At 30.8% G+C, this 23,885-nt stretch carries 20 protein-coding genes; 11 read left to right on the forward strand and 9 right to left on the reverse strand.

What is annotated here, in order from left to right:
• Positions 1-24: 24 nt before the first annotated feature.
• The 4 genes from ABWO04_RS00940 (at position 25) to ABWO04_RS00955 (ending at position 5,159) form a co-directional block, all read left to right on the forward strand.
• Positions 25-966: a glycosyltransferase family 2 protein gene (locus tag ABWO04_RS00940; protein ID WP_353076584.1), complete on the forward strand. Its 942-nt coding sequence runs from the start codon at positions 25-27 to the stop codon at positions 964-966.
• 107 nt (positions 967-1,073) lie between these two features.
• A complete protein-coding gene (locus ABWO04_RS00945; protein ID WP_353076585.1) occupies positions 1,074-1,589 on the forward strand; it encodes a hypothetical protein in 516 nt (171 codons plus the stop codon).
• Between the two features lie 13 nt (positions 1,590-1,602).
• The gene (locus ABWO04_RS00950) at positions 1,603-3,330 is read left to right on the forward strand and encodes a phospho-sugar mutase (RefSeq protein ID WP_353076586.1); all 1,728 of its coding nucleotides are present in this window, start codon (positions 1,603-1,605) and stop codon (positions 3,328-3,330) included.
• Positions 3,330-5,159, forward strand: coding sequence for an ABC transporter ATP-binding protein (locus tag ABWO04_RS00955; RefSeq protein ID WP_353076587.1), 1,830 nt, complete (start codon positions 3,330-3,332; stop codon positions 5,157-5,159). The genes ABWO04_RS00950 and ABWO04_RS00955 overlap by 1 nt, the downstream gene beginning before the upstream one ends.
• 4 nt (positions 5,160-5,163) lie before the next feature.
• On the opposite strand, the gene ABWO04_RS00960 is transcribed toward ABWO04_RS00955, so the two are convergent.
• The 3 genes from ABWO04_RS00960 to ABWO04_RS00970 form a co-directional block, all read right to left on the reverse strand.
• Positions 5,164-5,859, reverse strand: a complete 696-nt coding sequence (locus tag ABWO04_RS00960) for a hypothetical protein (RefSeq protein ID WP_353076588.1) — start codon at positions 5,857-5,859, stop codon at positions 5,164-5,166.
• 171 nt (positions 5,860-6,030) lie between these two features.
• Positions 6,031-8,502 carry a TonB-dependent receptor gene (locus ABWO04_RS00965; RefSeq protein ID WP_353076589.1) on the reverse strand — a complete coding sequence of 824 codons (2,472 nt, stop codon included), beginning with the start codon at positions 8,500-8,502 and terminating at the stop codon, positions 6,031-6,033.
• Between the two features lie 2 nt (positions 8,503-8,504).
• Entirely contained in the window at positions 8,505-10,247 is a 1,743-nt protein-coding gene (locus ABWO04_RS00970; RefSeq protein WP_353076590.1) for a M23 family metallopeptidase, read from the reverse strand.
• A 265-nt stretch (positions 10,248-10,512) separates the two neighbouring features.
• Between ABWO04_RS00970 and ABWO04_RS00975 the strand changes: the two genes are divergently transcribed.
• On the forward strand, positions 10,513-11,190 hold the full coding sequence (locus ABWO04_RS00975; protein ID WP_353076591.1) for a hypothetical protein: 678 nt from the start codon (positions 10,513-10,515) through the stop codon (positions 11,188-11,190).
• A 47-nt stretch (positions 11,191-11,237) separates the two neighbouring features.
• Here the strand turns inward: ABWO04_RS00975 and ABWO04_RS00980 are convergent, their stop codons facing one another.
• The 4 genes from ABWO04_RS00980 to ABWO04_RS00995 all read right to left on the reverse strand — a co-directional run bounded on the left by ABWO04_RS00980 (position 11,238) and on the right by ABWO04_RS00995 (position 16,983).
• Complete coding sequence (locus tag ABWO04_RS00980; protein WP_353076592.1) at positions 11,238-12,713, reverse strand: oligosaccharide flippase family protein; 1,476 nt, start codon at positions 12,711-12,713, stop codon at positions 11,238-11,240.
• Between the two features lie 107 nt (positions 12,714-12,820).
• A complete protein-coding gene (locus ABWO04_RS00985) occupies positions 12,821-14,122 on the reverse strand; it encodes a glycosyltransferase family 4 protein (RefSeq protein ID WP_353076593.1) in 1,302 nt (433 codons plus the stop codon).
• Between the two features lie 38 nt (positions 14,123-14,160).
• On the reverse strand, positions 14,161-16,602 hold the full coding sequence (locus ABWO04_RS00990; RefSeq protein WP_353076594.1) for a YfhO family protein: 2,442 nt from the start codon (positions 16,600-16,602) through the stop codon (positions 14,161-14,163).
• Positions 16,603-16,725: 123 nt separating this feature from the next.
• Complete coding sequence (locus tag ABWO04_RS00995) at positions 16,726-16,983, reverse strand: DUF4834 domain-containing protein (protein ID WP_353076595.1); 258 nt, start codon at positions 16,981-16,983, stop codon at positions 16,726-16,728.
• A 94-nt stretch (positions 16,984-17,077) separates the two neighbouring features.
• On the opposite strand from ABWO04_RS00995, the gene ABWO04_RS01000 reads away from it, so the two are divergent.
• Genes ABWO04_RS01000 through ABWO04_RS01020 form a run of 5 tightly spaced genes read left to right on the forward strand, consistent with a single transcriptional unit; the run spans position 17,078 to position 21,213 of the window.
• Entirely contained in the window at positions 17,078-18,037 is a 960-nt protein-coding gene (locus ABWO04_RS01000) for a transporter (protein ID WP_353076596.1), read from the forward strand.
• Positions 18,037-19,155 (forward strand): GTP cyclohydrolase, encoded by a 1,119-nt coding sequence (locus ABWO04_RS01005; RefSeq protein WP_353076597.1) that lies wholly within the window; start codon positions 18,037-18,039, stop codon positions 19,153-19,155. The genes ABWO04_RS01000 and ABWO04_RS01005 overlap by 1 nt, the downstream gene beginning before the upstream one ends.
• A 26-nt stretch (positions 19,156-19,181) precedes the next feature.
• Entirely contained in the window at positions 19,182-19,499 is a 318-nt protein-coding gene (locus ABWO04_RS01010; RefSeq protein WP_291242000.1) for a YbaB/EbfC family nucleoid-associated protein, read from the forward strand.
• Positions 19,500-19,516: 17 nt separating this feature from the next.
• The gene (miaA, locus tag ABWO04_RS01015; protein ID WP_353076598.1) at positions 19,517-20,443 is read left to right on the forward strand and encodes a tRNA (adenosine(37)-N6)-dimethylallyltransferase MiaA; all 927 of its coding nucleotides are present in this window, start codon (positions 19,517-19,519) and stop codon (positions 20,441-20,443) included.
• Between the two features lie 47 nt (positions 20,444-20,490).
• Complete coding sequence (locus ABWO04_RS01020; RefSeq protein WP_353076599.1) at positions 20,491-21,213, forward strand: acyl-[acyl-carrier-protein] thioesterase; 723 nt, start codon at positions 20,491-20,493, stop codon at positions 21,211-21,213.
• A gap of 1 nt (position 21,214) precedes the next feature.
• On the opposite strand, the gene ABWO04_RS01025 is transcribed toward ABWO04_RS01020, so the two are convergent.
• Complete coding sequence (locus ABWO04_RS01025; RefSeq protein ID WP_353076600.1) at positions 21,215-21,646, reverse strand: hypothetical protein; 432 nt, start codon at positions 21,644-21,646, stop codon at positions 21,215-21,217.
• Between the two features lie 3 nt (positions 21,647-21,649).
• The gene (locus ABWO04_RS01030; protein WP_353076601.1) at positions 21,650-22,675 is read right to left on the reverse strand and encodes a threonine aldolase family protein; all 1,026 of its coding nucleotides are present in this window, start codon (positions 22,673-22,675) and stop codon (positions 21,650-21,652) included.
• Positions 22,676-22,721: 46 nt separating this feature from the next.
• On the opposite strand from ABWO04_RS01030, the gene prfB reads away from it, so the two are divergent.
• Positions 22,722-23,817 (forward strand): peptide chain release factor 2 gene (prfB, locus tag ABWO04_RS01035; protein WP_353076602.1). Its coding sequence is split into 2 segments (ribosomal slippage): positions 22,722-22,784 and positions 22,786-23,817, totalling 1,095 coding nucleotides; the frame shifts between segments, so codons are not numbered across the junction.
• Positions 23,818-23,885 lie beyond the last annotated feature (68 nt).

Here is a 23,885-nt window from a genome sequence, read left to right on the forward strand (position 1 = left end):
AAAACAAACCCATTAAACGAATAAATGAATATATCATTAGTAATTCCCTTATTAAACGAACAAGAATCGTTACCCGAATTATCAAAATGGATTGAGAAAGTTATGACGAGTCATAACTTTTCTTATGAAGTATTGTTTATAGATGATGGTAGTACTGACGCGTCTTGGCAAACTATTTTAGACTTACAAAAGTCAAATTCCAACATTAAAGGAATAAAATTTTTACGCAATTATGGTAAAAGTCAAGCCCTACACGCTGGATTTGCGAAAGCATTAGGTGATGTTGTTATTACTATGGATGCCGATTTACAAGATAGTCCAGATGAAATTCCAGAATTATACGATTTAGTTCAAAATCAAGGATTTGATTTAATTTCTGGTTGGAAGAAAAAACGCTACGATTCTGTAGTATTTAAAAATATTCCCTCAAAATTATTCAATTGGGCAGCAAGAAGAATTTCTGGAGTGAAACTAAACGATTTCAATTGCGGACTAAAAGCTTATAAAAATACGGTAATTAAAAACATAGAAGTTTCTGGTGAAATGCACCGATACATTCCGGTTTTGGCAAAAAATGCAGGTTTTTCAAAAATTGGTGAAAAAGTAGTGATTCATCAAGCCAGAAAATATGGAAGTTCTAAATTTGGTATCGATAGATTTGTGAATGGATTTTTAGATTTAATTACCATTTGGTTCATTTCAAAATTCGGCAAACGTCCTATGCATTTCTTCGGATTGCTTGGAAGTTTAATGTTTTTTATAGGATTTATTCTAACAGTATATTTAGGAATCGATAAGCTTTTTATCCATAAAACAGCACGTTTAATTACGAATAGACCCGAATTTTATATCGCCTTAACTACTATGATTATTGGAACACAATTGTTTTTAGCTGGTTTTTTAGGCGAAATTATTTTAAGAACAAAAAGCAACGAAGAACGATATAAAATAGCCGAAATAGTTTAATTGAAAGGTTAAAAAAACAACGTTTGTCTCGCTGAAAGCGTCTCAACTTAGTTTTCGAGATGCTTTCATCATAACAAGATTGGGTTTAAAAATAATAAATTTAGACAATGCAAAAATACATTTTCATTCTTACTTTATTAATTTCAACGACTTTTCTTTTTGGACAAAATGAAGAAGAAATTAAGGCTATTAATAAAGTAGTTGAACTTATAAATAAGGACTCAACTTATATAAAAAAGGTTCTTGACAACGATCAATGGTTAGAAAATGGAACTGATAATGGTTCAGAGCTTACAGCTTATTTTAAAAACGGACAAGTAGTTAAAATAATTGAGTGGGTAGGACTCTCAAACTATACAAGCATTTATGAATACTACTTATATAACAACTCCTTAATTTTTGTTTATGGACAGGAAAAGGCGTTTAAGTATGACAATAAAACTGATAGTTTTGATTACAATATTCAAACTGTAATATGCGAAAATAGATATTATTTTAATAATGAAAAATTAATCAATTCAGAATTTAGCGGTGAAACACGAAATCCTAAAAGAGCAACAAATGATTATTCAAATAATTTATTAGTTGATTGTAAAAAATATTTGAAACTCTTTTTGAAATAATAAAAATAAAATAATGCACATAGAACAAAACATATTAGATCAAGTGAATGAATGGCTTACGCCTACTTTCGACCAAAATACAAAAACTGAAATTGAAGCCTTAATGACATCCGATCCAAAAGGTTTAGAAGATGCTTTTTATAAAAATTTAGAATTTGGTACAGGTGGAATGCGCGGCGTTATGGGTGTTGGAACCAATCGTATAAACAAATATACTTTAGGTAAAAACACACAAGGCTTGTCTAATTATTTAAAAAAATGCTTTCCTAATGAAGAGCTAAAAGTAGCTATTGCTTACGATTGTAGAAAAAACAGCGATACATTAGCGAAAATAGTAGCGGATATTTTTTCAGCAAATAATATAAAAGTGTATTTGTTTTCTGAATTACGCCCTACTCCAGAATTATCATTTGCGCTAAAACACTTAGATTGTCACGCTGGAATTGTATTAACAGCATCACACAATCCACCAGAATACAACGGATACAAAGTATATTGGCAAGATGGCGGACAAATTGTACCACCACAAGATGGCGAAATTATCGCAGAAATTGAAGCCTTAAAATACAGTGATATTCAATTTTCAGCAAATGAAAGTTTAATTGAATATATTGATGAAGCTGTTGATGAAGCCTTTATTAATTCGACCATTGAAAACGCCAGTTTTAATACACCAAAATCGGCTAAAGAAAATTTAAATATTGTTTTTACACCGTTACACGGAACATCTGTAAAATCAATTCCTGCTGTTTTAGCAAAAGCAGGTTATACGAATGTAAACATTGTTGCAGCACAAGAAATTCCAGATGGAAACTTTCCAACTGTAAAATCGCCAAATCCAGAAGAACCAGAAGCATTAGCTATGGCTTTAGAATTAGCTGACCAAGTAAATGCTGATATCGTAATTGGTACGGATCCTGATTCGGATAGATTGGGCGTTGCTGTTAGAGATACAAATGGTAAAATGATGTTGTTAAACGGAAACCAAACTATGGTAGTTATGACAGCATTTTTACTTGAACAATGGAAACGTGCTGATAAAATTACAGGAACAGAATTTATTGGTTCTACAATTGTTTCTACTCCAATGATGCTCGATTTAGCAAGTGCTTACGGAATTGAATGTAAAGTAGGATTAACGGGATTCAAATGGATTGCAAAATTTATTAAAGACTTCCCAAATCAGAAATTTATTGGCGGCGGCGAAGAAAGTTTCGGATTTATGGTGGGTGACGCGGTTAGAGATAAAGATGCCGTTGCAGCAAGTTTATTAGTATGCGAAATTGCTGCACAAGCCAAAGCTTCTGGAAGTAGTTTATATAAAGAACTGATTAACTTATATTTAGATTTCGGATTTTATAAAGAACATTTAATATCTTTAACCAAAAAAGGTAAAGAAGGTTTGGTAGAAATCAATCAAATGATGGTTGATTTACGAGACAATCCAATGGAAACTATAAATGGACAACGCGTAGTTTGTATTGAAGATTATCAAAACACAACGGCTCGAGATTTAATAAATAATGAAACGTTTGATTTAGACATTCCAAAATCGAATGTATTAATTTATTATTTAGAAGATGGTACTAAAATTTGCGCCAGACCAAGTGGAACCGAACCAAAAATTAAGTTCTATTTTAGTGTGAATGCCATTTTAGAAGAAGCAAATGATTACGAAGAAGCCAATAGATTTTTAGATACCAAAATTCAGAATATAATCACTGAAATGAAATTAAACTAATGGATCAAAATTTAAAAAAAATAATTCCTTTTGCGTTAAAGTATAAGAAAAATGCCATTTTAAATGTTGTATTCAATGTTTTTTATGCGTTTTTTTCTTCTATGTTAATGGTAACATTAATACCTATACTAAACGTATTATTCAAACAAACAGAAGAAGTTTTTGAAAAACCAAAATTTACAGGAATTTTAGAAATTAATAAGTATGCTCAAGAATATTTAGGATTCTATATTACAAAATTAAATGACGATTATGGAGCAAAATATGCTTTAATGTTAGTAGTTGGAATAGTAATCGTAACTGCACTTTTAAAGAATATTTTCAATTATTTAGCTTCTTTTCAAATTACAATTCTTAGAAATGGGGTTTTGAAAGACTTACGCGAAAAATTATATGCTAAAATTATCCATTTACCTATTTCTTACTATTCGGATCAAAGAAAAGGAGATGTAATGACAAAAATGCTTGGTGATGTGGGTGAAGTTCAAAATTCCTTTTTCCAAATTTTAGAATTAATTGTTAGAGAACCTATGACGATTGTTTTTTCAATCTTTTTAATGTTAGCTATAAGTGTAAAATTAACATTATTCGTATTTATATTCATTCCAATTTCAGGAATTATTATCTCAAGAATTGGTAAAAATTTAAAAGCAAAATCAATTCGAGCACAAAATGAACAAGGGATATTTATTTCAACTTTAGATGAAACTTTGACGGGATTAAAAGTAGTTAAGAGTTATAATGCGGAGAATTCTTTTATACAAAGATTCAATGATTCCTTAGATAAATTGCTTAAATTAACAACCAGTATAGCTAATAAAAACAACCTTGCTTCACCAATGAGTGAATTTTTAGGAATTGTTACAATTGCAGTTTTACTTTGGTTTGGGGGTATTATGGTTTTGGAGGAAGGAACTCTAAAGGGACCGCAATTTCTTGCATATATTGGTTTAGCCTATGCAATTCTTACTCCTGCAAAAGCTATTTCTAAAGCGTCTTACCAAGTAAAAAGTGGTTTAGCTGCAGCTGAAAGAGTGTTTACGTTATTAGAACAAGAAAATGTAGTAGTTAATAAGCCAAATGCGTTTGTAAAACATACTTTTGAAAATAAAATTTCTGTAAAAAATATCAACTTTGCCTACCAAGACGAAAATGTATTGAAAAACTTTTCATTTGAAGTGGAAAAAGGAAAAACAATTGCTTTAGTAGGACAATCGGGTTCAGGAAAAAGTACAATTACCAATTTATTAACGCGTTTTTACGATATTAATGAAGGTTCAATTGAAGTGGATGGTGTAGAAGTTAGAGATTGGGATATGCACGCTTTACGTGGTTTAATCGGATTGGTTACTCAAGATTCTATACTATTTAACGAATCTATAAAAAATAATTTACTTATTGGAAAGCCGAATGCCACAGATGAAGAAATTATTGACGCTTTAAAAATTGCAAATGCCTATGAATTTGTAGTTTCTCTTCCTAATGGAATTGATACCAATATTGGTGATGCTGGTGGAAAATTATCTGGTGGACAAAAACAACGTTTATCTATTGCGAGAGCCGTGTTGAAAAACCCTCCTATTATGATTTTGGACGAAGCCACTTCTGCTTTAGATACGGAAAGTGAAAAATTGGTTCAAGATGCTTTAGAAAAAATGATGCAAAACCGAACTTCTATTGTAATTGCACACCGTTTATCTACCATTCAAAAAGCAGACAACATTATTGTAATGCAAAAAGGTGAAATTGTAGAACAAGGAAAACACGCGGATTTAATTGCGAAAAACGGTACTTACGCGAGATTAGTTGCTTTACAAACTTTAGAATAACAAATTACAAAGGAAAATATTCCGATACTTTATTGTCTTTTAAATTAACTACGTGATAGTGGATTCTGTCTTTTTTATCGAATTCGCCGTTTTTGTTAGCATCTTCTATCGTTCTAAAAAATAGTTTATTTGACGATTCTATATGTTTCCAATCAATCAACTCTTGTAATTCTGTAGAAATTTTAGTGAAATTTTTTCCTAATTCTGAACTAATGTAAAGTGATTTAATATCATTCGAATCAATCATTGCGTCTTGATTGGTATCGGCATCAGCCAAAACATATACTAACATTTTATTGTTTTTTAGATACGAAACACGCTCAATTTGCATTACTTTATCTGATAAAACGTATAACGAATCAGAACCAATTTCTTGAAATTTTAAATTTTGTAAATAACCTGTAATTTCATTTTCCATTGAATTAGAAACGTGAAAACCTGAAACACCTTCGTAAGCAGAGCTGCTTTCATAACTTCCTTTTCTATTAATATCGCCAACGGTTAAATTTCCAATAGCATAAACCAATACATTACTGCCTTCAAACTGAATAGGCAAATCAACAACCTCTAACTTAGTGGTGTCTTTTTGTAATGATTTAACTTCTTTACCAGTATATTTTACTTTTGGTTTGGCTTTTTCTTCCTGACAAGAAAAAATCATCACACTAGACGCTAAAAGGATATATATGTAATTTTTCATATGTAAATATTTATTGTTTTTTAAAGTCATATGGTATCGCTTTATTTTTATTGGTGTTTGCAAGCAAACGAGTTTGTTTATGGCGATTTCATAGTTTCTGTTTTGAATATCAAATATACTAAATTCTAAATCATTTAGTTTTAAAAATCTGTCAAATCTGTGTTCCCCACCTTAAATTCTCATACTTAATTTCAAATTAAACGTTCGTGTGGTTAAATAATTTGGCACACCGTATTGCGTTTTGGTATACACATCTCGCACCCAAGTATTCGTTATTGAGTTTTGATTATTAAACATATTATAAATTTCAAAACCCAAACTAAATTCGGAAAAATTAGCTAACCATTTTCTATGTCCACCCAATTTTGCATCTTTAAAAACATAAGAAAATCCGGTATCAGCTCTTCTATAATCGTTTAATCTTGTTTGATATAAATAGGGATCAGCATAAGCAGGCGAACCTCCAGGTAAACCAGTATTATATACTAAATTTAAATACATTTTTAAACTTGGAATATTTGGCATATAATCTTGAAATAAAATTGCAAATTTCAATCGTTGGTCTGTCGGACGTGCAATAAAACCTTTACCACCTTGATTTTCTTCTGTTTTTAAATAACCAAACGTAAACCAAGATTCTACACCAGGAACAAATTCACCATTTAATCTTCCATCAATTCCATATACATAAGCCGTGGCGTTGTTATTTGCTTCATATCTAATTCTGACATTATCTATTGTATAAGCGTTTACATCTGTCATCGTTTTGTAATAGGCTTCACTTACTAATTTAAACGGTCTGTTCCACAATTGAAAACTATAATCGTGTCCAAAAACAAAATGAATGGATTTTTGATCTTTTACATTTGGATTTACCGAACCATCGCTGGCACGTAATTCTCTATAAAATGGCGGTTGATTATATACACCGACAGAGAATCGGAAAATCATTTCTTTGTTCCAATTTGGTTTTAAAATAAATTGTGCTCTTGGCGAAAAAGTGAATTGATTATTTCCTGAAATTCCATTATTTGAAGCCATCCAACTTTGCCCACGAACTCCAGCATTTACATAATAAGTATGCGAACCAATCATTCCTTCATAATTCCAATTTAAATAAGAATTGAATCGATTTATGGTGGTATTATTTTTAGCACGAACATTTTGGTATGGCGCTAATGGACCGAAATACGGATTATAAGGTTGGTCATTAATATATTCTAATTCTGGATTTGGTAATGAAAATCCTGCAGAATCAATTACTTCCCACTCTACTACTCTATCTCTAATGTTTTCGAAATTATGTTTAAAACTCCATTCTATCGCATTGTCATCATTTAATTTATGATTTCCCTTAATTTCATTCGTTACAATTAAAGCATCTAAATTATTTCTGGCGTGATTTAGTTGCGAACCGATTCCGCGAGAAAAAACAACATTTCCAAAGGTTTCAGATCCAATATTTGCATCTACTTCACCCAAACGATATTGTGCTAAAATATCATAATATTCTTGTTCTACAGTGTGATATATAGATGAAATATGTTTGTATTTATTATTTTTATTAGGTTCATATACCGATTTTAAAGCGCCAAAAAAGGTTGTATAAGTATCTTTTTCTTGTCCTTCGTACTGAATTAATAAAGCAATTGGCTCGCTAATCGTACCAAAATTCGTTTGACGAGAAGTCGGCTGATAGTTATAATTATTTTGTGCAATATTTCCTAAGAAACTAAAATTCCATTTGGTGTTTAAATTGAAATTAAATAGCGATTGCACATCTAAAAATGATGGGTTAAAATTAGCAGATTGCGTTTCCTGGCTGTTAACCAAAAGTGCATTATTTCTGTAACGTACTCCAGTGATATTACTCCATTTTTGATTTTTAGATACACCTTCAGCAAAAATACTTCCACCTAAAAAACTGGCTTCTAAACCGGCGTGAAATGATTTTGGATTTCGATACGCAATATCCAAAACAGATGCCAATTTATCACCATATTTGGCTTGAAATCCACCTGCGTAAAAATCGATATTTTGTACCATATCGGTGTTGGTAAAACTCAAACCCTCTTGTTGCCCAGAACGAACTAAAAAAGGACGATAGACTTCAATTTCGTTTACATATACTAAATTTTCATCGTAATTTCCTCCACGTACAGCATACGAAGTACTTAATTCATTATTTGAATACACACCAGGAAGGGTTTTTATCAAATTTTCAACACCCGCATTTCCTCCAGGGATTCGTCTCAATAAAACAGGAGAAAGCGCTGTGGCTCCATTAATTTTTCTGTTTTTACCTGATATTACAACGGTTTCAATTACTTCATTAATAGTTCCTAAAATCGGATTCCATTCAAAATCTTCATTCGGTTTTAAATTGACTTTATACGTAGACTTTTTAAATGACGAATTATAATACGAAATTATAACTTCCACATTCGCAGCTATTTCTAATTCATAAAATCCATTTTTGTTGGTGATGGTATTCGAAGTAGGTGAACTTACTGAAACATTTTCAATAGGCAACTGATTTTCGTTTAAAACCACACCTTTAATTCTGGCTTTTTGAGCAAACGAAAAGGTAGAAATAAATATAAAAAACAGAATAATTCGAAATAACTTACTATGTATAAGCATACTTAATATATAAAATTTGATGTAAATGTGGCTGTATTATCCAATTTATCCGTAACCACAATTTTAATGGTATTGTTTCCTGAAATTACTTTACCATCTTCAAAATTATGAATTAATTTTTTGGTTTTATAATCGTATTCCATTAAAATCCATTGATCATTTAAATAGGCATTATAACTATCAATACCTGAAAGCACATCGTTAATAGATACACTTAACGTTTTTAATTTAGAAATATTGCTGTTTTCAATAAAATTAGGGTTGTAAATTCGAGGTGGTACATTATCAACACCTACTTTATACTTTCCAAATGATTTTACTTTAGCAGCTATTTTTGTTCCTTTTTTGAAAGAAGAATTGTACTCTAACTTATATCCCGAAACGTTACCAATAAACGCTTTTTTTCTATCTTCTTCAGATAAATCTGACATATCCATTGTTACAGTAAACGCATTTTGTATGGCTTCGGAATTATTTTCTATATCTAAAACACCATCTTTCTCAACAATATTTAAAGTAGCATTTTCATACAAAGCATTCGGTGGAAAGTATACTGCCGTTTTATCAAATTCAAAATTATATTCCGATTTGTGTTTTATAAAATAGTTTTCTTTTGCTACTGGTTTTGATGTTTCAGAAAATTGAATTGCTTTTTCATAAGAAATTGGAACATTCACTACTGTGGTGTTTCCGTGAAAATCAGAAACTACAATTTTATAAGTATAATTTACATTGGGTTTAATATCGATAAACCCATTTTTAGTATTCCCGCTTACTATAGATAAAGGATAATTTTCTTTAATAAATAATTTTTGAAAGCGTTGCTTTAGTTTTTTAAACGTTTTAAAATCGATAAAATAATTTATATGTTTCGATTCGTCAAAAGCAAACGTTTCAAATTCGTATTTAAAATTTGGCGAACCATTTAAATAACTTTCTACTTTATATACTCCGTTTTTATTGTAATTATTGGTGGATATATCATACGAATTTAGCGCAAAACCAATTTTCCCACTGGCTACGACTTTTGTAGCTAAAAAAGTGCCGTCCACTTGTTTTTGTAACGACAAACTAACTGGGTTTCTACTTTTATTTACTGATATTGAATCGTTTGCAGGATATACCATTAAACTGGAAATCACAGGATTTGATTGATCTTTAATCAATTTATTCATTCCAAAAGCCATTGGATTGATGATTTTTTCAGTAGCCGTATTTCTAAATTCAAAATGCAAATGGGGTCCGCCACTTCCTCCAGAATTACCAGACAAAGCAATAATTTCAGATTGTGATACTTTAATGTTGCTGGGATATAATTCTACTTCAAAACTTTTCTGACGGTATTGTTGTTCTTTAACGTACGCTTCAATTTTATCGCTAAACTTCTGTAAATGCCCGTAAACGGTAGTGTATCCATTAGGATGTGCAATATATAACGCTTTTCCATAACCAAATGGCGATACTTTAATTCGTACAACCATTCCGTCTGCAGCAGCGTATACAGGTAAGCCTTCAATATTATTGGTACGAATATCTAACCCTGAATGAAAATGATTGGAACGTAATTCACCAAAAGTACCTGATAAATTTATAGAAATATCTAAAGGAGAACGAAAGTAATCCGTTGGATATTGCGCAAAAACTAAGTGGCATATAAAAAATAATAAAAAGAATGACTTCCGCATACTGATTCTGATTTGTGCTAAAATAGTAAATTCAGAAGCAACAGCAAAAACTAAATTCAATTTCGGTCTAATTTTTTACTTTTTTGAAATACAGATTTTAGAAATTTAAAAAATTAGTATAATCTATGTTGTAAATAACCGATGATAAATTGGTTGATATTCTTTAAATATTAAAATTAAAACACTAAATATCAATTCATTAGAAATCATTAACAAGTTATTATCAAATCGTTATCACATACATTTTTTCTTTTGGCATAGCAATTGAAAATAACTAAATAACAATAACAATTAGAAAATGTAGAACCTTTAAAATTTAGAAATCATGAGAAAAATTACATTTTTAGTGAGCAGTTTTTTTATCCTATTAAACGCAGTACATGCTCAAGAAATTAGAACCGAAAGACGTGGAAGCAGAAATGAACACCAAAATGGGTATCCTAATTATTACGCAATTGATTATAGAGATGCAGAACCTATTGTATTTTTAGAACGAGGTATTTTGTTTTATGTTTTTCCAAATGGTGATTTTGACTTCAATATTGGAAACAACAATTATATAGCTCGACGTGGAGGCATTCCAGCTACAACAAATATCGATGAAAGAGGTAGTAGAGGAATTAAAATTGAGTACGACTATTATGGTAGAATCAGAAGAATTGGAACGGTATTCGTGAATTATGACTATTATGGAAGAATTAAGCGAATTGGAAGTGTATTTATGACCTATAACAGTTTTGCTTTAACCAGAATTGGAGGCATGCGTTTATTCTATAATTACCACGGACAAATTGTTGGAGTTGTGGGTTTTGTTAACAGAATGAGTTATGGTTATACCTACAATCCTTGCCCTGCAGGATATAATGGTGGTAACTATCATAATGAAGATGCTGAAAACGATGGCGATTATTACTACTATAAAAAAGATGGTAGCAAAGAAAAAATGAAAAAAGAAGACATCGACGAAATTAAAAAAGATACCGAAGAACGAAAAAGAAATTAAATGTTAGTTTGTTAAAAGTCCCGTTCCGTATTTACGAAGCGGGATTTTTATTTTTTATTAAAAACCTTATTAAATACATTTCTAATCACAAAATTAATATCACTTGAAACCTTGAAATAATAATGTAAAGCCAAATATAAAACGGAAAGGAGTACCGATTTTAAACCAATATTAATAATGGGGTGAAAAGGAAATTCCCAATAGTAAAATCCGAAAAACAACGCTAATGTAATTGCAATTGAAATCACGGTTTTTTTAGTAAACGGAAATAATTTCATTTTAAAAACCACAAATAATAGCTTGGCTAAACTATACATTCCAATTGCGATTAAAGTCGCTAAAGCTGCACCGTTTATTCCGTATTTTGGAATAAAAATTAAATTTAATCCTACAATAACAAATACCAAAAGCACACCTAAAAGCAATACTGTTTTATAATACTTAGAATTAAATATTATGGAGTTATTATTACCTAAAATAACGTCAAAATATTTAGATAAACCAATGGTAAAAACAACAATCAATCCTTGACTATATCCTTCATTTGGAAGAATTTCATACACTTGATTTATGTTTACTAAAATTCCAATATAAATTAACCCTCCAATAACTTGAAGCGTTACAGACGATTTTTTATACAATTCGTTTAATTCTTGCCATTTATTTTCGCTAATTAATTTTGCCGTAATTGGATAAGTAATTTGATGCATCGCGCGTTGTGGTACAGAAATAACCATAGCCAAGTACACAGCTAAAGAATAAAAGGCAATATTTTCAATTTTTAAAAACTGATTGATCATATATTTATCAATATCTAATAGCATATTGGCTACACTTGCCGATAAAATAATGAAAATAGTAAATACAAAAATAGACTTGGTTTTCTTCGGGAACTTTTTACTTAACGTAATGCTTTTCGTTTTATTGGCATAGTAAATAATTACTAACAAACTAATACCGTACACCAAAACCAAGGAATGAACAAATTGTGGTAATGTTATGAATTTAAAATAAACGGCAAAAAGTGAAATAGTTACTAATATTCTTACGAATACTTCTTTAACAAAAGATCCAAAAACCGATTTCATATGGGCACGCAACCAGGCATAAAAAATCTCAAAATAACCAATAAATAAAGCAATTAGTGGAATTTCCCATACAAAGTCATACACAATTGTGTTTTTTGACGATTCATACAAAGCAATATTTTCGTAAAAAAGATAAAACAACGCAAAAAACGGAATAATGATAAGTAATGGCAACAACAGCATATAACTAAAATAACTGCTTAGCTCTTCTTCTGTTTTATTATTTTCATTGAAAAACTTTATCAATGTGTTTTGTATTCCAAATGATAAAATAGGATACAAAATATTAGCCGCCGATAAAACATAATTGGTTAATCCTAAATATTCCTTACCTAAAAAAACAGGATACATATACAAAACATTAATCGCACCAATAGCAAAACCAATAAAAGTAATGATGGTGTTTTTAATAGATTGTTTAATTACGATACCCATTTTAGATTGTTAGATTGTTAGATGGTTAGATGTTTAGATTATTTAGATGTTTTAACTTTTTTAGATTTTTTAGATTTTAAATATTTCTCTAATCTGTGTTATTAACATTACGTTTTACTATTAAATTTTGAAATTGTTTTTGCTAATTGTTCTGTTAAATTTTTTCTGCTAAATTGTTGTAAACCGACTGCATTAACTTTTAAGTTTTTATCTAAATATTGATTAAAATAGCTTAAAATTTGACTTTTTAGCTCGTTTTTCTCGTTATATTGATAAAAAACGCCTGTATTTGTCTGTTTTATAATATTCTCAAAATCGGAATTTTTAGGTCCGATGGCTAAAATAGGTCTTTCTGAAACCATATATTCAAAAAGTTTTCCTGGAATGATGCATTTTGTGTCATCCGAATCAATTTCTATTAACAATAGAACTTGTGAACTTCTTTGATGTATCAAGGCTTCTTCGTGCGAAACATATCCTAAATTTTGAACAAAAGTATCTAACTTATAATCTGAAATTGATTGTATAACTTCTTTACTAACCGCTCCAATTAATTTTAATTTAAAATGAGTTGCAAATGCTTCATTTTCATCGATTAATTCCGATAAAGATTCCCATAAAATTTGTGGATTTCTTTCCGATAAAAACGAACCAATATGCGCTAAAGTAAACGCTTCATCTAAAGGTTTTTTTTCAATTTTCTCTACATCATATCCATTTGTAATGACTTCAATAGGTTGATTTGTAATTCGTTCAAATTCAGATTTTGTTGTGGGTGAAGTTACTAAAATCGTATCGCAAGTTGTCATTACTTCTTTTTCCAAAGATTTGTGCTTGGCACTCGCCCACTTTGACAATTTAAGTTCTTTATGATAGCCAATAGTCGTCCACGGATCTCGAAAATCAGCAATCCAATTTACATTAAGTTGCTTTTTCAGATCCAAGCCTATTAAATGCAAACTATGTGGCGGACCTGAAGTAATTATGGTTTCAATATTGTTTTCTTGAATGTATTTTTTAAGATATTTTACCGAAGGTTTCACCCAAAAAACGCGAGCATCTGGTATGAAAACATTTCCACGAATCCAAAGCATTATTTTTTCAACAAAGGATTGCTTTTTCTTTTGAGTAATGATACCTGCTCCTAATTTCTTTGTTTTGTTTTTCGATAAAAATGAAGCCAAAGCATATGGTTCGAATATTTTGTTTTTCAGAATTATCGTTTTATCAGAAACATCAGAAAGTAATTTTTCATCAAGTAACGGATAACTTGGATTTTCAGGAATATATACAATGGGTTCTATACCAAAATCCGGTAGGTATTTTACAAATTTTAACCAACGCTGCACGCCAGGCCCACCAGCTGGCGGCCAATAATACGAGATGATTAAAACCTTATTTGTACTCAAAATGTTATATTTATAAACTTGTCAGGTTTAATATGAATTTATTTTATTTCAGCTAATTGATTATTTTGTTTTCTCCAATAAAAAATCCCTAATCCTATAGCGATAAGCATTAAAAGAGTGGAAATTAAAGCAATTGTACTTCCTGTTTTTACAACATCTGGTTCAAATATAAACTCGATTTTATGTTTTCCTGCTGGAATTTCTAAACCACGTAATACGTAATTTACGTTTAAAATTTTAGCTTCTTTTCCATCAATTGTAGCTTTCCAACCTTTTTCGTAATACATTTCAGAAAATACACCAAAACCATTTTTAGAGTTATTAGAAACGTATTTTAAATGATTGGGTTTGTATGACATCAGCTCAATAATTGAAGTGGAATCTTTTGAAATTTTACCCAATGATTTAATCGACATCGCATCATTTGATGTAAAACTAATAACGGCTTCATCATTCGTTTTCAACTTATCTAAAGCTTTCATTTCTTGGTCTGCAGTCATTACATCTTTTACTCTCGAAACAAACCAAGCACTTCCATTCGCATTAGGATTTTCTAATGCCTGTTGATTGCCTTCCTCATTAGATTTTAAAATATATTTCACATTTAGCATATTCAAGACTTCAAAATTGTTTTTTGCAATTTGATAATCGAATACTTCTTGGATTTTCTTAGGTTTCGCTGCGTGATATCCTCCGATAGATTGGTGATAAAAAGACGTTCTTGCACTATTCATATTTCCATCTACATCAAAAACACGGAAATGTGTGGAATCTTCTAAAATTCGTAAATCAGCTTCTGTTGGTTCGCCAAATGGTCGTTCTATTTGACTTTTCGAAACAAAATCATCAGCTTTAACGTAGTTTTTCGCCACTATAAATAAATCTAATACCATTACAATTCCCACTAAAAGAACTGTTGTGAATTGTGAGAATGTCCTTTTAGTATAAAAATATAATATCCCGAAATCGACAACTAAAAACCCTAATGAACGATAAATGGTAGACATATACATATTTGCTCTGTCTTCTTTTAAGACTTTCATAAATTCAGGACCGTATTGTTGTGTATATATTTTATCATTATCACAAGTAAAATCGAACATACTGCTTCCAAAAAACAATAGAATTAAAATACCACCAACAATTGCTAATGAATATAATAACGGTTTTTTTCGCTCAGCTTCTTCAGTATTTATATAAGCTGACAAGCCTAAAATAGCTAAAACAGGTAAACATAATTCTAAAATTACTTGAATAGAAGAAACCGCTCTAAATTTATTATACATTGGCATATAGTCAATAAAAAAGTCAGTTAATACCGATAGATTTTTACCATATGAAAGTAACAAAGAAAGCGTTATTGCTCCTGCTAAAGCATATTTAATTTTACGTTTTTCTAAAAACATAGCCAAAATAGCTAAGAAAAACACCACTATTCCAATATACGCTGGAGCGGCTACAATAGGCTGATCGCCCCAATAGGTTGGCATATGTTTTACTAAATCTCTTGCTTCCGTTTCTGGCACATTTTGCCCCACAATAAACTGATACATTGATGATTTATCGCCTAAATCTTCAGTATTGGATCCTCCAAATAACTTAGGGGCAATTAAATTTAAACTTTCAGCAACGCCGTAGCTATATTGTGTAATATAGTCGTAGCTCATTGCATTCGTATCGGTTTTCTTTTTGCCGTTTTCATCAAAAGTTAAATTACTATTACTTCTCGTAGAATATTTAGCATATTCAGCGGTAGCTAATAAATTTGTTGCATTCGCGCCAATAGCTAAAATAGCACCTAAACCTAAAATTGCGAATGATTTATATAAATGTTTGAAATCTTTTTCTTTAACAATTTCGTAGATATAAAATCCAATTACGAAAGCAAATAAGAACAAGAAATAATACGTCATTTGGAAGTGATTCGCCTGAATTTCTAATCCAGCAGCAAGCATCGTTACAATTCCACCAATCAAATATCGTCTACTAAAAACAAATATAATTCCTGCTAAAACCATTGGAATATAAGCGATTGCGTGTGCTTTTGCATTATGTCCTACTCCTAAAATAATGATCAAATACGTTGAAAATCCAAACGCTAAAGCCCCAAAAAACGCTTGTAAGGGTTTCACTCTTAAACTCATTAATAAGATATAAAAACCTAAGAAATATAAAAATAAATAATCGGCAGGACGTGGTAAAAAACGTAATGCACTATCTAAACTTTTAATATAATTATGAGGATATTTTGCACCTAATTGATACGTTGGCATACCACCAAATGCGCTATTTGTCCAATACGGCTCTTGATGAAATTCATTTCTAAAGTCGTTTTGTTCTTTTGCCATTCCGGTATATTGTGCAATATCCGATTGCATTATTTGTTTTCCAGACAATACCGGATAAAAATAAATAATAGCAATTACTATAAAACCAAAAATGGCATATAAATGTGGTGCAAATTTTTCTAATTTCTTCATTTTATTTTAAAAAATAATATAGGTTTTGTCAATCTGAACTTGTTTCAGATTCTTAAAATATGAAAATAAAAAAACGATAGATTCTGAAATAAATTCAGAATGACAACCGTTAGATTTTAATTTTTATTCAACTTCTTCATAATCGATGTAATCACCAACTACTTTTTTATCTTTTTTTGGAACTTCCTGATTGTTATCTGCTGTTGACTGATAGTTTTGTTGCTGTTGCTCAAACTGTCTTTTAATATGTTCTTCTGCTTTTTTCGCCACTTTTTGCATCAAATATGGTGCTAATAGCCTCATTGCGAACTTAAATAAATAATAAAACAAAATGATGTAGAAAATGGTTCTAATAAATCCCGGCACACTTGCTGTATCCATAATTGTATTTTTTTTGTCAAAAATAAGGAATATATCAAATCTAATACTTAAAATTATGATAAAATATTTACATTTGGGTTTTAAATGAATCATTATGACGTTTTCCTCAAAAGTTGTTTTAATTACAACATTACTTATATCATCTATTTGCGCGGCTCAATATACCGATGAAGTCAACTCAAACCGTCCTGGAAAATCTATGATGGCCTTTGCAGTTGGTAAAAGTGTCATTCAAACAGAAACTGGTGTAAATTACATTACTGAAAACCACGATAAACTGAACTATAACGCTAAAGGATATTTTGCCGATTTAGCTTTACGTTGGGGATTATTTAAAGAAGAATTGGAGCTTATTGCCGAAATTCAATACCAAAAAGATTCGTATCAAAAATTTGATGTTACTTCTAACAGAAGTGCCTTACGTCAAACTACTTTTGGGGCAAAATATTTAATTTATGACCCATTTAAAAAAGGACCCGAAAAACCAAGTATCTACAGTTGGAAAGCCAATCATCGATTCAAATGGAAACAATTTATTCCAGCATTTTCAGCATATGCAGGAGCCAACTTGAACTTTTCTGAAAATAATTTGTTTGCAAATACGTCCGTAGTGGAAGCAAAATTTAGTCCTAAAATTATGGCGATTGCACAAAACCATTTTGGAGATAGAACGGTTTTGGTAACCAACTTAATTTACAACAAAATAGGAACTGATTTTGCCAGTATCGATTATATTTTAACCGTAACGCACGGAATCAATCAAAATTTATCTGTATTTATTGAAAATCAAGGTTACAATGGCAAATATTATAGTGATGGTATTTTCAGATTAGGTGCGGCATTTTTACATAAAAAAGATATGCAATTTGATGCTTCGATTGGTACCAGTATTAAAAATACTCCAGGTATATTTTATGGTGGTGTGGGTTTCACTTGGCGTTTTACTAAAAATTACAAAGAAGTAAAAATGGACAAACCCGGCACCAGAAGTAAAATGGATAAAAAAATGGATAAAAAAGCAGCGAAAAACAAAAGAAAAGACGGGGTGGAATAATGATAAAAGTAAAAGAAATTTTCTCGAAACAAGAACTGAAAGCATTTGTAACCTTTCCTTTCGAGTTGTATAAAAACAATAAAAACTGGGTGCCTCCGCTTATTCAAGAAGAATTAGAGACGTTTGACAAAACCAAAAATCCTGTTTTTAAAACGGCTGATACTCATTTTTATTTGGCCTATAAAAACAATAAAATTGTAGGTCGTGTAGTGGCAATTATCAATTGGGATGAAGTAAACATTTTAGGCAAAAAGAAAGTGCGTTTTGGTTGGTTTGATGTCATTGATGATATTGACGTTACGAAAGCACTTTTAGATAAAGTAATTGCTTTTGGAAAGGAACATAATTTAGAGAATATTGAAGGTCCAATGGGATTTTCAAATTTGGATAAAGTGGGTTGCTTAATTGATGGTTTCGAAGAAAGAGGTTTAATGATTACTTGGTATAATTTCCCTTATTACGCGACGCATTTTGAGCAATTGGGTTTTGCTAAAGAAAAAGTATATTTAGAGAGTAAATTTCCTTTTTCAAATATTGATGCTACAAATTTTCAGCGCGTAGCGGATATGATTGAAAAAAGATACGATTTAACCCATTTGAATTTTACAAAAACCAAAGACATTATGCCGTATGTAGACAAAATGTTTACGTTATTTAACGGAAGTTATGCCTCTTTACAATCATTTGTGCCTATTAACGATATTCAAATTGAGTATTTTAAGAAGAAATACATTTCGTTTATCAATCCTGAATTTATAAAGTTTGTGATGGACAAAGAAGGAAAAATGGTGGCTTTTAGTATTGTAATGCCTGATTTTGCTGAAGCGTTACAAAAAGCAAAAGGAAAACTATTTCCAACAGGATTTTTACATTTATTAAAGGCAAAAAATAAATGTAAAACCGCAGTTTTTTATTTAATTGGCGTTTTACCCGAATACCAAAGTAAAGGCGTAACTGCAATTTTGTTTAATGAAAACCACATCAGTTTTAAAAAAATAGGAGTAGAAAATTGTATGCGAACACCTGAATTAGAAGACAATCACGCGATACACAATTTATGGAAAAATTTCGATCCAGAATATCATAAAAAACGTTGTACGTTTATAAAAGTATTGTAAAAAAATAAAATTAAAACACATACAAAATGGACTTAATGGGAATGATGGGTAAATTAAAAGAAACCCAACAAAAAATGGAAGAAACTAAAAACAGATTAAACAGCGTTTTAGTGGACGAACAAAGTAACGACGGTTTATTACAAGTAACTTTAACAGCTAACAGAGAAATTAAAAACTTCAAAATTTCCGATGAATTACTTCAAGATAAAGAAATGTTGGAAGATTATTTGGTAACTGTTTTAAACAAAGCCATTGCAAAAGCAACAAACGTAAACGAAGCTGAAATGGCTGCCGTAGCCCAGTCAGGAATGCCAAGTATTCCTGGAATGGATATGTTTAAATAAATTTATTTTCTTAAAAATTGAACTATCTCATTACTATAATCGGACCCACTGCTATTGGAAAAACATCCTTAAGTATTGCTTTGGCACAACATTTTGGTTGCGAAATCATTTCGTGCGATAGTCGGCAATTTTTTAAAGAAATGAAAATTGGTACAGCTGTGCCTTCGGATGATGAATTGGCTGCTGCACCTCATCATTTTATTCAAAATAAATCGATTTTAGAACACTATTCAGTGGGTGATTTTGAGAAAGAAGCGTTAAACAAATTAGACGCACTTTTTACTAAAAACAACATCCAAATTATGGTGGGTGGTTCTGGTTTATATGTAGATGCCGTTTTAAAAGGTTTTGACGAATTTCCGGATATTGAGGAAGGTGTTCGTACAGAAATTAACCATAAATTTGATACTTTAGGCATAACCTTTCTTCAAGAAAAATTACAAGAATTAGACCCCGATTATTATAAAAGATTGGAAATAGAAAATCCGCAAACCTTACAGAATCCTCAACGAATGAAACGTTTTGTAGAAGTTTGTGTTGGAAGTGGTCTGCCCTATTCAGATTTCATTGGTAAAAGAAACATCAAACGTAATTTCACTCCAATTATCATTGGTTTAGAATCTGATAGAGAAATTATGTACGATCGAATTAACCAACGTGTCGACCTAATGTTTGAAGCAGGTTTGGTTGAAGAAGTAAAACAATTACTTCCTCATAAAGATAGAAATGCCTTACAAACAGTAGGTTACAGAGAATTATTTGATTATTTTGAAGGGAAAAGCACATTTGAATTTGCTGCAACACAAATAAAACAAAACACCCGCCGATTTGCTAAACGTCAAATGACTTGGTTTAAGCGTACAGAAAATGCTGTTTGGTTTGATTTTGAAACAGATAGAAATAAAATTATTGAAATTATAAATTCAAAAATCCAAAATAGGTAAATCCCAATTCGTAAATCGTAAATCGTAAATCTCAAATCGTAAATCAAATGCCAATTTCATCCAACTTTACCTCTATTTACAAACAAAATTTTGAAATTGGTTTTCAACATTGCTATCCAAACGGCTTTTTAAAACATACCGAAATTTGTAATTTATTTCAAATAGTTGCGGGCATTCACGCCGATTTAGGCGGTATTAGTTATTTAGACATGCAGCAGCATAATCAAGCTTGGGTGTTGAGTAGAATGCGAATTGAAATATCAAAATTACCAAAATGGAAAGATGTTATCACCATTAAAACCTGGATTAAAACCTTAGAAAATTCGCGCTCCATTCGTTGTTTAGAAATGTATTTGAATGATGAAAAACTAATAGGTTGCGAAACTTTTTGGGTGGTAATAAATACAACTACCAGACGACCAGATAATTTAGCATTACCGCATTCGCATTTTGAAAAATATGATACAGATAGTATTGCACAACCTATTCAGAAAATAACAATTCCGGAAGTGTTTACAAATAAAAACGAAAGAAAAATTCTTTTATCGGATATTGATATTGTAAATCACGCCAATAATGTCAAATATTTAGAATGGTGTTTGGATGTAGCTAACGTAGAAATGGTATTGAGTAATTCAATTAATGCATTAAACTTAAACTACTTACAAGAATTAAATTATAATGATACGATTGAAATTCAGCACAATGAAAATTCATTTTTAATTACTAAAGAAGGAAAAAACTGTTTTGCTTTGGAGATTGAAATGTAGTTTATAAATTCGTAAATGAAAAAATTTCTTTTTTACTTTTATCTCTTAAAATATAAAAACAATTAATTCTTATTGTTTCATATTTGATACTATCTTTTAAATTATATTTTATAAACCATTTAGGTTCTAAATTTTTTAATTTATTAATTTTAGAGTCAAATTCTAAAAAAGTAATTTTTTGATTATTTAAAAAAATCACATCGTAATTAATATCATTTGAATAATTAAATTTACTATAAGCATTACTTTCAATATAAGAACAACTTTTTAAATCAAAAGCATCAGATTTTATTATATCTGGAAATTTTCCACTTAACCTTTTATTATACTTAATTTTTAAATAATCTGAATGATTTGAGAATTGTTGATAAAATGCCCCATCATTACAAGAAATTAATATAAAAAAAGATATAAATAATAATACTTTCTTCATTTATCAAATACTTATTTTAATCAACGTTTCCATTACATAATCGTGCATTACTTGTTTGTAATCCAAATGAGTAACCATTCGTAATTTACCTTGTCCCATATTGCTGATATTGATGTTTTTCTCTTTCAACTTATCAATAAACTGCGTTTCATTGATATCACTTTTCAGTTTAAAAATAACTATATTGGTTTCAATAGGTTCTACTTTATAAATAAAAGGTAGCGTGGCTAAAACCGTTCCTAATTCTTTAGCTTTTTTGTGGTCTTCTTCCAAGCGAGTGATGTTATTTTGTAACGCATACATTCCAGCCGCAGCTAAATAACCTGCTTGACGCATACCGCCCCCAAATATTTTACGAATCCGAAGCGCGCGTTTCATATCTTCTTTTGTACCTAACAAAACCGAGCCAACAGGTGCACCTAAGCCTTTAGATAAACAGACTGAGATGGTATCAAACAATTCGCCATACACTTTTGGATGTTGTTTTTTGGCAACTAAAGCATTCCAAAGTCGCGCGCCGTCTAAATGAAATTTCAAATTATGTTTTGTGCAAACTTCTTTTATTTTCTTTAATTCTTCTATATCATAACAAGCGCCGCCGCCTTTGTTTGTTGTGTTTTCCACACAAACTAATTTCGTCATTGGCGCATGATAAAACTCAGGATCATTTATAGCGTTTTCTACTTGTTCAGCGGTAATCATACCTCTTTCACCATCAATTAAATTACAAGAAACACCGCTATTAAAAGCTACTCCACCCGCTTCGTATAAAAATACGTGTCCCCATTTATCGCAAATTAATTCGTCACCCGGATTGGTGTGTAATTTTATAGCAGTTTGATTTGCCATCGTACCGGAAGGAAAAAACAAAGCGGCTTCTTTACCAAATAAATCAGCTAAAGACGCTTCCAATTCATTAACTGTCGGATCTTGTTTAAAAACATCATCACCCACTTTCGCGTTAAACATATATTGTAACATTTCTGGAGTGGGCTTGGTAACCGTATCGCTGAATAAATTAATTTCCATAAATCGTATAAATAGTCTATTTTTGTTGTGTAAAATTACAAATAAAATGGTAAATACCGAACAAATAAAAGACATTATTAATCGCCTTGGTGCGTTAAGGAGGTATCTTTGACGTTGATGCCAAGCTTGTAGAAATATCTAACGAAGAAGAAAAAACCTTTGCTCCCGACTTTTGGAACAATGCTAAACAAGCAGAAATTGTAGTACGAAATTTACGTTCGAAAAAGAAATGGGTAGACGACTACACCAATTGTGAAGATTTAGCTGAAGAATTGCAACTGACTTATGATTTTTATAAAGAAGACGCCGTTTCGGAAGAAGAATTAGATGCAATTTTTGAGAAAACAATCAACCATATTGAAGATTTAGAATTTAGAAATATGCTTTCGGAAGAAGGTGATAATTTAAGTGCTGTGCTTCAAATTACAGCAGGTGCAGGTGGAACTGAAAGTTGCGATTGGGCAAGTATGATGATGCGAATGTATTTGATGTGGGCTGAAAAACAAGGGTATAAAGTAAAAGAATTAAATTATCAAGAAGGCGATGCTGCTGGAATAAAAACCGTAACATTAGAAATTGAAGGCGATTTTGCTTTTGGTTATTTAAAAGGTGAAAATGGCGTGCATCGTTTGGTACGAATTTCGCCTTTTGATAGTAATGCCAAGCGCCATACTTCATTTGCTTCGGTGTATGTATATCCTTTGGTTGATGATACCATTGAAATTGAAATTAATCCTGCAGATATTGAAATCACTACCGCTCGTTCAAGTGGTGCTGGTGGTCAAAATGTAAATAAAGTAGAAACTAAGGTTCAATTATATCATAAACCTTCTGGAATTCAGATTCAATGTTCGGAAACGCGTTCGCAACACGACAATAGGTCGCGTGCCTTACAAATGTTAAAATCGCAATTATACGAAATTGAGTTGAAGAAACAATTAGCACAACGGGACGACATTGAAGCCGGTAAGATGAAAATTGAATGGGGTTCGCAAATTAGAAACTACGTTTTACATCCGTACAAATTAATTAAAGATGTGCGTTCTGGTTTTGAAACCTCCGATTCTGAAGCCGTATTAAACGGTGAAATTGATGGGTTTTTAAAGGCCTATTTAATGATGATGGGACAAAAAGAAGACTAACAAATTAGATAAAAAAATTCGACCTGTCGAGTTGTAAAACTTAACAGGTCGAATTAAACAACTCGACA

The sequence above is a fragment of the Flavobacterium sp. genome, assembly GCF_040382755.1.
Taxonomy (GTDB): Bacteria; Bacteroidota; Bacteroidia; order Flavobacteriales; family Flavobacteriaceae; genus Flavobacterium.